Source organism: Pantoea sp. UYEF8, assembly GCF_040546285.1.
Taxonomy (GTDB): domain Bacteria; phylum Pseudomonadota; class Gammaproteobacteria; order Enterobacterales; family Enterobacteriaceae; genus Pantoea; species Pantoea brenneri.
In genome coordinates, this window is sequence record NZ_JBEPNM010000009.1 from 159,173 (window position 1) to 171,778 (window position 12,606).

Below are 12,606 nucleotides of genomic sequence, written 5' to 3' on the forward strand. Positions count from 1 at the left end.
TTACGGCTCGTCAATCTGAGTGACATGCAGCGTGGTTTGCTGCCCTTTGCCATGTACCTTGCCGCTGACGCGCACTTTGTCCTCAGCCGAATAGGTTTTACCATCAAAGGTTTTCTTCGGCGCAATGATCGGTAATGTGCCGGTGTTATCGCGGAACTGATAGGTATCGCCCTGCTCTTTCTTCACGATATAGCCTTCAAGCGTCACGTATCCGCCCTGACGGAAGTCGCGAATCTGATCGATGTGAGTCTGCCCGGTATCTTCCGATCCCTTATAGCCTGCATCCTCCTTGTGCTGCGGCGGCGGCGCTTCACCGCCCTTGTAGCCACCCTCATCGGCATACACGCCAGCACTCATTACCACCAACAGCGACGCTAAAATTACTTTTTTCATTTCACACTCCTGTATTGGAAAGGTGTCCATGTCGAACCTTCACCGTTAAGCCTGGCACAATAATTGGCGTCTGTTTTATTTCCCCCTTCTGTTCTCACCTTTTTCCATTTGCTGCCGATAACCTGTTCACACCCTATTTCACCAGCTGCGTTAAGGCAGAGGCAACGATGGATAATTTTCAAAAAGAGATTGATGAGAGAGCGAATCTCGCGTTATCGAACAAATTCGAACTGCTGCTGTTTCGCTTAGGTTCCGATCAGCTGAAAGGCAAGTCAGAACTGTTTGGCATTAACGTGTTCAAGCTGCGTGAAATCGTGCCGATGCCAACCATCACCAAAGCCGCGGGCATGCGCTCACCGCTGCTGGGTATGGCAAGCATTCGTGGCCAGTTCATCCCGGTGATTGATCTGCCGGCGGTGGCAGGCTGTGTGCCAGAAACCGGCCTGAATCTGCTGCTGGTGACCGAATATGCGCGCAACACCCAGGCGTTCGCCGTGGAGTCGGTTGAAAACATTGTGCGTCTCGACTGGAGCCAGGTGCATACCGCTGAAGCCGGGATTGGTGGCCGCAACATTACCAGCATCGCCTGTCTGGACAGTGATAAGCAGAGCAACGATCTGGCGATGGTGCTGGACGTTGAGCAAATTCTGTATGACATCATTCCTTCGGTGCGCGGTGTGGAACCTGAAGCCACCAAAGCGCGTGAATTCAACTATCGTCCCGGCGCCGTCGCCATTGTGGCGGAAGACTCGAAAGTGGCGCGCCAGCTGCTGGAGCAGGGTCTGAAGAGCATGGGAATTCCGTCGCTGATGTTTAACACCGGCCTGGAAGCGTGGGAAAAACTCAAGCTGATGAGCCAGGATGCGCAGGCGGCGGGCGAGTCAATTCACGACAAAATTGCCTTTGTGCTGACCGACCTGGAAATGCCGGAGATGGATGGTTTTACCCTGACCCGCAACATCAAGCGTGACGAAATTCTGAAACGGCTGCCGGTGGTAATCCACTCTTCACTGTCAGGCAGCGCCAATGAAGATCACGTCCGCAAAGTGGGTGCCGACGGTTATGTCGCTAAGTTCGAGTTAAACGAACTCTCCGACGTAATTTTTAACGTTCTCGAAGCAGCCCGCTAAGCGAATGCAGACCGACGCGCTGCCGTTCGGTCTGCCGCTCTGGCCTGTTTCGCACTGCGTCTTTACTACTTAGCCAGGAATTTTACCCATGCACAGCGAAACCTTACCTGTTACCTCTCGTCAAAACGTGCTGCGTGGCCGTTTACGCCAGCTTGCCTGGATTTGCGCCCTGTCTCTTAGCGCCCTGTTCTGGGTTGGCCTCTACTTGTTAGTTTTCTGATTTCTTTCATCCCTTACGGTCCAGGCTGCCAGTTTTGTGGCTGTCAGCCCAACCGAGCACATCCGGCCTTTCTGTTATCTCAAGGCAGTTTTGTTAAACACGATTAATCCATGCGGTTAATGGTGCGCTTTCCCCTGCCTGTTACTTCAAAAACATTAAAGGTAAAGCTTAACGCTCCGATAACAGTGTGCGCGAGATCACCCTTTTTTCGGCGGCACGACGCCGGGCACAGCAGGTGAATCGCGCACAGCAGCAAGGAACCTGATTGCTGATAACACAGTGATAAATAATAAAACGGGGAAAAAAGCATGGTCAGTATCAAGAATATGAAGGTGGGTATGCGGCTCGCCGCAGCCTTCGGTATTGTTGTGACGTTACTGATAGTCATTGGGGTGACATCCATAACGAAAATTAACAGCATCAACACCGCGATCGCCTCGATCGTGGACGATCGTTACGTAAAAGTGCGACTGGCATTTGATGTGCGCGATGGTGTCAACGATCAGATCAAATACCTGCGCGGCATCGTGATCGACACTAACCGGCCGGAAATGAACGTGAAACGTTACGGCCAGCTGGACGAAGCAACCCAGCGTACTAACGCCGCCATGAAAAAGATCGCCGACATTCAGGTTACGGCAGTCGGTAAGAAAAAAATTGCCGGTCTGCTGGCATCGGCCGAAGCCTTTGAGAAGGTCAAAACGGAGTTGGTTACGCTGGTGAAAAGCGGCAACTTCGACGCTGCCAGCGCCTACGTGCTGAAGTCGATGACCGCGACCCAGAACAAATTCCTTGATGATGCCGTCGCATTTGCTAATTCACAGGATGCCCAGCTGCGTGGCGAAGGCCAGAGCATCGTGGCCAATGGTCAGTCAGCAATTAACATCACGTTGATTTTCTCTGCGCTGGCGATTCTGGCCTCAATTATGCTGGGCCTTTTCCTGACGCGTTCGATCGTGCGCCCGCTGGTGGCCGCGGTTGATGTTGCCGAGCGCGTTGCCGCCGGCGATCTGAGCTCAAAAATTCAGGTGACGTCACGCGATGAGACCGGCGTGCTGATGCAGGCGCTGCAACGGATGAACGATAATCTGCTCTCCATCGTCACCGAAGTACGTACCGGTTCCGATACGATTGCGGTGGCATCAAACCAGATCTCCAGCGGCAACCTTGATCTCTCTACCCGCACCGAGCAGCAGGCCAGCTCACTGGAAGAGACCGCGTCTGCCATGGAACAGATGACCTCAACCGTGAAGCACAACGCTGACAACGCCCGTGAAGCCAACCAGCTGGTAGCCAGCACCTCCAGCGTGGCGCGTGAAGGCGGTGTGGTGATGGAACAGGTGATTGAGAAGATGGAAGCAATCGCCCTGTCATCGAAGAAGATTGTCGACATTATCAGCGTAATTGATTCCATTGCCTTTCAGACCAACATTCTGTCGCTGAACGCAGCCGTTGAAGCCGCGCGTGCCGGTGAACAGGGCCGTGGCTTTGCAGTGGTCGCTTCTGAAGTGCGTAATCTGGCCCAGCGTTCAGCCTCGGCTGCCAAAGAGATCAAAGTGCTGATTGAAGATTCGGTCGCGAAGGTGGATGAAGGCAGCAAGCTGGTTACCCATGCCGGTTCTACCATTGGCGAAGTAGTCAACAGCGTGCAGAGCGTGGCAAACATCATGAGTGAAATCACCATCGCCAGCAGTGAACAAAGCAGCGGCATCAGTGAGATCAATATGGCGATTACCCAGATGGAAGCGGTGACGCAGCAGAACGCCGCGCTGGTGCAGGAAGCGTCCGCGGCTTCACAAGCCCTGCAGGATCAGGCTGAGCGGATGGCGCAGGCGATGAGCGTATTTAAAGTAGGACAGCTCTCGCTGAACGCAGCACACAGTGCCTGATACCGTGGCTGAGAAGTAGCGAAGTTTGTTTGTTCCAGCGGCCTGCTCCGGCGGGCCGTAACGTTGTTGCCCCGCCGCTGTTACAGCCAGACCAGCGTCTGCGCCTGGCATTAATTTCTGTTGAACAGGGAAGCGATGACGTCAGGCCGTGCGCCAGCAACAGGCGGAGCCAGGGATAAGCAACAGAATAGCGTGAACATCAGAGCAAGCTGAGACTCAGGCAGAGGCAGAAGCAGAAGCAGAAGCAGAAGCAGAAGCAGAAGCAGAATGACAGAAACAAAAAAGGCTGCCATTGGCAGCCTTTCATTACAGTAAATGCAACAACGCTATAAAGCTCAGTTAGCCTTTAATCAGAGAGCGCGAGGCTGGCTCTGAAGTGCAATCCTCGCCGCGTTCACCTGAACAACGACAGATTTGCAGAAAATGCATTTCGCTCCATGCGGATTGGCTCTTGTAACATCAAAGTGTGATGTACGAAACTGTGAGCCATTACAGTGAGGACATTTAAATGTAATTTTCAGTCCTTAGAGACCAACAACGTTCGCAGCAGCTGGGCCTTTGGCGCCATTTTCTACTGTAAACTCAACTTGTTGACCTTCATCTAATGAACGGAAATCAGTGCCCTGGATTGCAGAGAAGTGTACGAATACATCTTTGCTGCCGTCCTGAGGAGAGATGAAACCGAAGCCTTTCTCTGCGTTAAACCACTTAACGGTACCGCGAATTTTGTTAGACATGCTTAAATCCTTAATATATCGAGCCTTCCGGCATAATGGCCTGAGAACAGATTTTAATCAGAACGTAAGAGAAGACTCAAAAAGAAGGGATGTCTCGCGACAAACTTAGAGATGAGAACTGCTTTGGATACTTACTTTGATAGTGTCTGTTAATCAAACCGACGATTCATTAGGCCACACTTCTTTAAGTGACGCAAGCGGCAATTGAAATTAATCGTCAGAAGCTGGTTGGTGCGAGTCGCATGCCCTTCTCTGCTGAACTGGAAAGAAATTGGTGCCACGCGCGCTAGCGATGTCGCCCTGAGCGGTAATCGGCGAGCGCGATCCTGCCTGAGGTTAACCGGCCAAACAGACCTAATAAGGAGGTAATAGAAGAAGAGGATCTGATAAAGAGAAAAACTGGTGCCGGTAAGAGGAGTCGAACCTCCGACCTTCGCATTACGAATGCGCTGCTCTACCAACTGAGCTATACCGGCAAACGGGCGGGATTAGCGGGGAAATACCTTAGAAAAAAAGCGGAAATGCGTCAAGAGAGGCGGCGTTCAACTGCGGATTTTCGCAGCAGCTCGCCTGACAGTCCGATGCCCGCGGCGCAGGCGTCAGACAAAAAAGGGCGAGGCCGCCGCCTCGCCCAAAAGTGGTGATCATCAATCGTAGTAAGGGACCTTGCGGTCAACGCCGTTGATATTGATCAGCACAAAACCGGTCGGCGCCGTTTTATTGGCCGGGGTGCCCGCCGCCGTTGCGAGAGTCACCACCCCTTTTTCATTGGCACCAATGCCGGCCAGTCCGTTATGCATGCCGAAGCGTGCGGCCGGTTTCAGCGTCCCTACTTTGGTAATGTCAGTCACCACCGACATATCAGACTGGAACAGCGAGCAGGAACCGGTATCAAAACGGGTCGGACCGGTGGTCTTCAGGTTGAACATGGTTTCGCCACTGTTGGCCCGCAGCTTGACCCAGACCACCGCATAGGTGGTGCCGACCCGGCCGTAACGGATATCCATCACCGAAGGCTGGCCCATGTGATACGCATCCGCCCATACCGTCTCCAGTCGCTGCAGATTAATCAGCGTTCTGCCGGTCCCCGGCAGGTTGACCGGCGACCCTGCCGTGCCGGAAGGCGTGGTCGCATCCGCTTTCCCGATCAGTTCCATCACCCATGCCTGATTAGGGTTCGGGAAATAGAGCTGCCCCAGCCGGTACCAGTTATCGGTATCAGTGTTGTTCACCACCTTATAGCCGCTGAAATAGCCGACCCGCAGTGAACCGGTCAGGAAGCTGCCGTGGTTTTCGTCACGGCGATAACCGTATTCAAAGGTCGATAGCCATTTCCCGGCGGCCAGGTCGTTAGTGATTTTTGCGCCCGCCTGCAGGTTAATCTGACGCATGATGACGCGGGCATTGTTGAGGTTGAGCGGCGTACCGCAATCTTCAATGTTCAGCGTATCAATGGTCCAGCCACCATCCGACAGATCGCCCGGATTGCGGGTATGCTCAATCCAGACGTTACGCAGTATCCCCTGCGTCATGCGCGGCATATAGAGCGTGGCATCGCCGTAGCCGGACTGGAAGTTCGCGTTACTTAACTCAATCGCGGTTGAGTGGTCCCAGACGCCATTGGGTGAGTTCGACCAACCGACGTCAAACACCCGTGAAAAGGTGCTGGTGGTGTAGATCTGATCGAACTTACTGTCGAGCGTATCCTGCAGCTTAAACACCGTGCCGCCAGTGCTTTGCGCCCGGAAGCAGCTGATATTGACGGTTTGCCCTTCGATACAGGTGTTTTCGAAGAACGGCTGATTGTTGCTGCACTGTTCGGGTAAAATAGTGACTTTGGCGGTGGTATCGGCGCTGGCCTGCCCGTTCCAGACGATGCCTTTGATGGCAGTCCGGCGCGCCTTTACTTTGAACACCGTATTGGCGCTTTTATCGGAAATAATCGTGGTGCGCGGCAGTGAGCCGAGTTCCAGATCGTCCCCTAACAGGCCGAAGAACGGGATTTCGGTATCGCTGAGATCGATAGGCGAAATCAGGAAGCGGCCACCGGGAAAACGAACCGGCAGCGCTTTCACGTAGGTGTTATAGGTCTGCGTCCACGCCAGCATCCGCTTAAACGCGTCGGTATCATCAGTTACGCCATCCCCTTTCGCGCCAAAGTGCAGGATATTCACTTCAGTAGGATCGTTGATGGTGCGTTTCCAGTAAAAACCGTTGCCGATAGCGACCGTACCGCCATCATCTTTCAGTGGGGTAGTACTGAGGAAACCAACAAAGTCTGCGCCGCCACGGAAGCTCGAGTCTTTGTCGTAATAGCGTTTCAGGATCGCAATTTCACCTGATTTTGATGGGGGAGTCGTACGCAGTTCAGCAAAAGAGTTAACTTCGATCATAGTATCCTCCTCAGGATAACTTAGATAAGCCGCTGATTATCAGCAGGTTACTTAGCAGAGGCCGGGTGGCCGCAGAGGGTGTCCCACATGTCGTTGTGGGTGTTAATAGCGCGCACGGTGCGAACGTCCAGCTTTTGTGCGTCATCGCCGTAGGTATAAAGAGGGGAAAACAGAACGCAGGCTGAATCGGTTATCGCGACCGGTTCAGGGTTGGTGGTATTTCGACTGCTGCAGCTTGTCGCGAGCAGCAGCGTCATCAAGGTTGTGATTGTCAGTCGCCACACGGTTGGCCTCCTCACGGTTATGTTGTTGCTGCTGCGCGACTGCTTCGACGCGGGACGCCTGTTGTTGTGCGTTTTCGACGTCAGAACGCGCTTTTTGCTGCACTTTGCCGATTTTTTTCCCACCGAAATAGCTGGCACCCAGCGCGGCAATGATGCCGGCCAGCGCCGCGATCCAGTGCCAGCCGCCGCCGAGTAACGTGGTTAACAGCGTCATGATTTGGTTACCTCCGCCCGCTGCTTCTCATTCAGCAGGTTTTTCTGACGAACAAATTGGGCAATCACCCCCATCGCCACCATGAAAGCGCCGACCAGCCCAAGGTAGTTGTGCGGCAGAATCGCTTTGACGTCTTCCGGCAGTACGCTCCAGGCATCGACGGCGGCGGAGGGAAAGGATTGCGCCCAGGCGCTGAGCATCGATCCCAGCGAGGCGAGCCAGACCGACCAGGTTTTGAATAACAGACGGGCGTGGGAGACAAACTGCAGAGTGGTAAAGCGCTGCAGCAGCAGCAGAATGATGATCGCGGTCAGCACGGCAATCAGGAACATCAGCCATCTCATAGCAGCCCCCTGTACACCGCATAGGTGCCGCTACGCATCACTTCAGCATGGCGCCGGGCCCGTCCTGGTGTCTGACGCGCCCACAGGCTGTTCATCATCGCGTCTGCGGCCTCGTTGAAGTTCTCACTGGCAATGGCGGTAAGCATGTTTTTAAACTGCATCACACCATCGACCCCCAGCTGATAGGCCATGCTCAGCAGCACATCAGTGCGGGCGTCATTGCACTTCGCCAGCGCATTACGCAGCAGCTCCCGGCTCTGCATGTCCTGCACCTTGCCTTCCAGAATGCATTGCTTCCACACATCCCCGACGCGGCGCGGAACGCGGAACGCATAGTTACTTAGCGATGCGCCTTTCGGGCCGATACGAATCCCTCCCGCGACCGTCGGGAAGCCCAGCGTGTCGAGATAAGGCACGTCGGCATAGCCCTCTTCAAAATTCAGCATTGCAATTATCTGGCTCATAACGATTCCTCAATGACGGGTCAGAGCAACTCAGCCCTGTGAAAAAATACATAACGTCCGCTGATCAATGCCCCTCACACCTTCAGCCGCAGACAGGGATGACCCTCCAGCGAAACTGAACAGTAAATAACCGGATTGCGGCCAGTGAAAAATGGAGGTAACAGGAATTGAACAGGGAGACAGAACGGGAGATTTCTGACGCTTATCAGCGCACTGCGTAGAGATGCACATGCGGCAGACAGCAATTGTCGAAGCTGGGCGTTTCCTGATTTTTGGCGCGAGGCGCCGTTATCGCACGATCAACGCGCGGGGTGACCTGACGCTGGCAGATTTGCTCTGCACGCCGCAGGGTGGGTGTTTCGGATGGGAAGTTTAGTGCCTGGTCGATGCTCTGTTTCAGGCTGCTGAGAGGTTGGCGCCGCCGATGGCGACGAGTACGTGCGTTGCCCATAAAAACGCTTTTGCCATAGTGAATTATCGCCATAACTCCTCCTGTGAATGAGTCTTTGGCGATGGGGTGGCAGGCGCGAGCTTTCGGCGAACCGAACGGGCCCGAATGTCGCGATTCACGCTCGCACACTCACCGCCCGGCTGCGTGAGCAGCCAGGTGGAAAGTAGGCGAAGGGGAATAAACGGCATCTGACGACGCTGCATTTTGCGCATCCACCCCATCCCAAAGTTCACTGACTTTTGGGTGGTTTGATTCGCGCTTGTGCAGCGCCTCAATTGTTTAAGAGCGGGTCGTCCCTGAAAGAACTGCTTCGTTCATCCATGTTCAAATTATTAACAGGTTCTTATGCTTTATCAAACACTGTTGGTTAATTTTTTATTTACCGCTGGTTAAATTTTTGAATTTATGTCGATTATTTTTTTGCAGGCTGGCGGTCTCGCCCGCTGACAGCGCGCTTAACCGAGGATCTGATAGTGTCGTGCCTGGCTCATGATGACTTTCGCCAGTACCTTCAGGCTGGCCACATCATCGTGGTTGAGATACCAGGTTTCATAGCGCTTATTATCTGATATTACAGCAATTTTCTTATGCTGTAGCTGCAGGCGCTTCAGGTAGAGCTGCTCGTCGAGGGTGAAAATGTAGATGCCGTCACCGTCAAACATCCGCACGCTGATGTCGACAAACAGCTGATCGCGCGGAGCAAAGGTGTCGGCCATCGAATCGCTGTTGATGGCGATCAGACGGATATTTTCTGCCGGCCGGCCGTTGAAAAGCACCCGCGCCTCATCCTGACCATACTCAATGGCCTGGATGGTTTCGACAAACTCATCGCGCGCAGGCAGACCCGCCGCACTTTTCTGGCCGATGTCGAGGCTATCAACGCGAAAGACGTTTTTATGGCCGGTCAGCGCGCTTAACGTCACCGGTTCAGCCGGATGATCCATCCCGTACTGCAGCCACTCCACTCTGACGCCAAGCAGCTGACTCAGGGCCAGCAGATTGCCCCCATCGGGCACTGACTGGGCGTTGAACCACTTCCACACTCCCGGCGTTGAAATCTTGCAGCCTTGCTGTTGCAGGGCCTTAGCAACCTGTTTGTTTCGTCCATGTCCGACAATGCCGGCACTCTCACAGGCCGCAATCAGCCTGGCGGTGAAAGCTTGTCTTGTACTTTCTTTTTTAACCATTAGTTAATAATCAGCCATAGAGGAGGTACTGGATGTTATTTTCATTATTGCTACCAGTTCATTTTATATTACCGTCCGTTTACTACCTAACCGCTTTATCAAGCATTTCTAATTATCATTATCCCCTGCCGTTTGCAGCTGAACAAAAAATATTGCCTCAGGCCGCGTGCAGCCCCGGCTTTCAGGAATCTTCCGTAAGGAATTGCGTGAAATTCAGCCAGCTTTTTTAGCTGAAACGACCCGGCAGCGACGAAAAATTATCTTACAGGCGAGAAACTCCAGATATAACTGGACCGAAAGTGGCAGCTAAAAAAAAACGGGAGTCTGTAAAAGACTCCCGTTTTGTTAAAAAAAAGGGGGGGATTATGGCCGCAGCGTGTCGTCGCCCCAGGCAATCCATTTGTAGGTAGTTAGCGCCTCTAATCCCATCGGACCCCGTGCATGCAGCTTCTGGGTACTGACAGCGACTTCCGCCCCCAGACCAAACTGTCCGCCGTCGGTAAAGCGGGTGCTGGCGTTAACGTAGACCGCAGAGGAGTCGACCTGACGAACAAAGCGCGTGGCATTGCGGGTGCTGCGGGTCAGAATGGCATCGGAATGCTGGGTGCCGTGCGTCCGGATATGGTCAATCGCCTGATCCATATCCGCCACCAGCTTCACGTTAAGATCGAGCGACAGCCATTCATCATCGTATTGCGGCAGACTGACCGGCATCACCTGCGCCGGGCCCGCCTGCAGCTGCGTCAGCACGTTACTGTCAGCATGCAGCACAATATTTTCCTGCGCCATCCGGGCGCTGAACGCTGGCAGGAAACGGTCGGCAATCGCCTGATCCACCAGCAGCGTCTCCAGCGAATTGCAGGCGCTGGGGCGCTGCTTCTTGGCATTGACGATCACCTCAAGCGCCGGTTCGATCTCCATGGTGTCGTCGATGTAGATATGGCATACCCCGATTCCGCCGGTGATCACCGGAATGGTGGAGTTTTCGCGGCACAGTTTATGCAGCGCCGCGCCGCCGCGCGGAATCAGCATATCGACGTAGCGATCCAGCTTCAGTAGCTGATTCACCAGTTCACGATCGGGATTTTCGATCGCCTGGATGATAGCCGTCGGCAGACCGTGCTGCTGCAAGGCGTTCTGGATGACCCGCACCGTGGCGGCATTGGTGCGCCACGTCTCTTTACCGCCGCGCAGAATCGCCGCATTACCGGTTTTCAGGCACAGGCTGGCGACATCCACCGTCACATTGGGACGCGCTTCATAAATCACCGCCACCACGCCGAGCGGCACACGGCGACGTTCGATACGCAGTCCGCTGTCGAGCTGACCGCCATCGATCAACTGCCCAACCGGATCGGCCAGCTGACAAACCTGACGAACGTCACTGGCGATGCCGCTCAGCCGCTGCGGATTCAGCGTCAGCCGATCTAACAGTGCCGCGCTCATGCCATTCTGACGCGCCTCGGCTAAGTCCTGTTCATTGGCGGCCAGAATGTCGGCGCTTTCGGCTTCCAGACGATCGGCAATGGTCATCAGGACCTGATTTTTCTCTGCGGTCGACAGATCGGCCACGCGATATGCTGCCGCGCGGGCCGCTTTACCCATCTCTTCAAGCATTGTCTGCTCCTTAACTGACGATCATGTCGTCGCGGTGAACCGCCACCGGGCCATATTCATAGCCGAGGATCTCACTGATCTGCTGGCTGTGGTGACCGGCAATCATTCGCATCGCATCGCTGTTATAGCGTGACACGCCGTGGGCGATATCGCGTCCCTGCAGGCTGCGGATACGGATGACTTCACCGCGGGAGAAATTGCCCTGAATGGCGCGGATCCCTTTCGGCAGCAGTGAACTGCCACGTTCAATAATCGCGGCCAGCGCGCCATCATCCACCGTCAGTTCGCCCGCCGGCGGTGCGCCGAATATCCAGCGTTTACGGTTTTCCAGCGGCGACTGCTGAGCATGAAACAGCGTGCCGACGGGTTTGCCGTCAATCACATCGCCGATCACCCCGCTGCGGCTGCCTGAGGCGATGATCACATCAATGCCGGCACGGCAGGCGACATCGGCCGCCTGAAGCTTGGTTGACATGCCGCCGGTGCCCAGCCCGGAAACGCTGCCGCCGGCTAATGAGCGTAACGCATCATCAATCACATGCACGTCGCCGATCAGCTCAGCGTCGGGATTATTGCGCGGATCGGCGGTGAACAGCCCCTGCTGATCGGTCAGCAGCAGCAGCTTGTCGGCCCCGCCAAGCATCGCGGCCAGCGCCGAGAGGTTGTCATTGTCGCCCACTTTAATCTCGGCGGTCGCCACGGCGTCGTTCTCATTGATCACCGGTACGATGTGGTTATCCAGCAGCGCCCGCAGCGTGTCGCGGGCATTCAGGAAACGCTCGCGATCTTCCATATCCGCGCGGGTCAGCAACATCTGGCCGATGTGGATACCGTAGATAGAGAATAACTGTTCCCACAGCTGGATCAGACGGCTCTGCCCCACCGCAGCCAGCAGCTGCTTTGAGGCGATGGTCGGCGGCAGTTCGGGGTAGCCCAGATGTTCGCGTCCGGCCGCCATCGCGCCAGAGGTCACAATCACAATGCGGTGGCCTGCAGCATGTTGCTGCGCACACTGGCGAACCAGCTCCACCATATGCGCCCGATTCAGCCGGCGTGATCCGCCGGTGAGAACGCTGGTACCCAATTTGACCACTAAGGTCTGACTGCCACTCATATTTCCTGCCGTAGTGAAAAATTTTTACGAAAGGACGTTTTAACAGGAGTCGATAAGGAAGCCAACAGCCAGCGGGGGAAAAGCACGATTTTACGCGGACAAGGGCGTAGACCAAAAGTTCACGATTAACAAGAAATCACGAAAAGTGTCATAAAAAGTTCATCACCGC

General features: G+C 54.7%; 13 protein-coding genes and 1 tRNA gene. 2 read left to right on the forward strand and 12 right to left on the reverse strand.

Features of this window, described 5'->3' with window-relative positions:
* The gene (locus tag ABIB18_RS17105; RefSeq protein WP_031374999.1) at positions 1-393 is read right to left on the reverse strand and encodes a YgiW/YdeI family stress tolerance OB fold protein; all 393 of its coding nucleotides are present in this window, start codon (positions 391-393) and stop codon (positions 1-3) included.
* 167 nt (positions 394-560) lie between these two features.
* Between ABIB18_RS17105 and ABIB18_RS17110 the strand changes: the two genes are divergently transcribed.
* Positions 561-1,523 carry a chemotaxis protein gene (locus tag ABIB18_RS17110; RefSeq protein WP_031374998.1) on the forward strand — a complete coding sequence of 321 codons (963 nt, stop codon included), beginning with the start codon at positions 561-563 and terminating at the stop codon, positions 1,521-1,523.
* A 528-nt stretch (positions 1,524-2,051) separates the two neighbouring features.
* The gene (locus ABIB18_RS17115) at positions 2,052-3,632 is read left to right on the forward strand and encodes a methyl-accepting chemotaxis protein (RefSeq protein WP_159223834.1); all 1,581 of its coding nucleotides are present in this window, start codon (positions 2,052-2,054) and stop codon (positions 3,630-3,632) included.
* A 350-nt stretch (positions 3,633-3,982) separates the two neighbouring features.
* On the opposite strand, the gene ymcF is transcribed toward ABIB18_RS17115, so the two are convergent.
* From ymcF to proB, 11 genes are all read right to left on the reverse strand, one after another.
* Complete coding sequence (ymcF, locus tag ABIB18_RS17120) at positions 3,983-4,153, reverse strand: cold shock small protein YmcF (protein ID WP_122983606.1); 171 nt, start codon at positions 4,151-4,153, stop codon at positions 3,983-3,985.
* Positions 4,154-4,156: 3 nt separating this feature from the next.
* Entirely contained in the window at positions 4,157-4,369 is a 213-nt protein-coding gene (gene cspE, locus ABIB18_RS17125) for a transcription antiterminator/RNA stability regulator CspE (RefSeq protein WP_009091867.1), read from the reverse strand.
* A gap of 400 nt (positions 4,370-4,769) precedes the next feature.
* A tRNA-Thr gene (locus ABIB18_RS17130) sits at positions 4,770-4,845 on the reverse strand.
* A 171-nt stretch (positions 4,846-5,016) separates the two neighbouring features.
* Positions 5,017-6,762 carry a putative phage tail protein gene (locus ABIB18_RS17135; RefSeq protein WP_069727908.1) on the reverse strand — a complete coding sequence of 582 codons (1,746 nt, stop codon included), beginning with the start codon at positions 6,760-6,762 and terminating at the stop codon, positions 5,017-5,019.
* A 204-nt stretch (positions 6,763-6,966) separates the two neighbouring features.
* Positions 6,967-7,260 (reverse strand): hypothetical protein, encoded by a 294-nt coding sequence (locus ABIB18_RS17140; RefSeq protein WP_031374995.1) that lies wholly within the window; start codon positions 7,258-7,260, stop codon positions 6,967-6,969.
* Positions 7,257-7,604 carry a DUF7940 domain-containing protein gene (locus ABIB18_RS17145; protein WP_031374994.1) on the reverse strand — a complete coding sequence of 116 codons (348 nt, stop codon included), beginning with the start codon at positions 7,602-7,604 and terminating at the stop codon, positions 7,257-7,259. Before ABIB18_RS17145 ends, ABIB18_RS17140 begins: the two co-directional genes overlap by 4 nt.
* Positions 7,601-8,068: a lysozyme family protein gene (locus tag ABIB18_RS17150; RefSeq protein WP_031374993.1), complete on the reverse strand. Its 468-nt coding sequence runs from the start codon at positions 8,066-8,068 to the stop codon at positions 7,601-7,603. The genes ABIB18_RS17145 and ABIB18_RS17150 overlap by 4 nt, the downstream gene beginning before the upstream one ends.
* Before the next feature lie 205 nt (positions 8,069-8,273).
* A complete protein-coding gene (locus ABIB18_RS17155) occupies positions 8,274-8,552 on the reverse strand; it encodes a transcriptional antitermination N peptide (protein ID WP_354474937.1) in 279 nt (92 codons plus the stop codon).
* Positions 8,553-8,974: 422 nt separating this feature from the next.
* Entirely contained in the window at positions 8,975-9,706 is a 732-nt protein-coding gene (locus tag ABIB18_RS17160; protein ID WP_031374991.1) for a S24 family peptidase, read from the reverse strand.
* 363 nt (positions 9,707-10,069) lie between these two features.
* Entirely contained in the window at positions 10,070-11,323 is a 1,254-nt protein-coding gene (gene proA, locus ABIB18_RS17165) for a glutamate-5-semialdehyde dehydrogenase (RefSeq protein WP_031374990.1), read from the reverse strand.
* Positions 11,324-11,333: 10 nt separating this feature from the next.
* Positions 11,334-12,437, reverse strand: coding sequence for a glutamate 5-kinase (gene proB / locus ABIB18_RS17170; RefSeq protein WP_046288499.1), 1,104 nt, complete (start codon positions 12,435-12,437; stop codon positions 11,334-11,336).
* Positions 12,438-12,606: the final 169 nt, after the last annotated feature.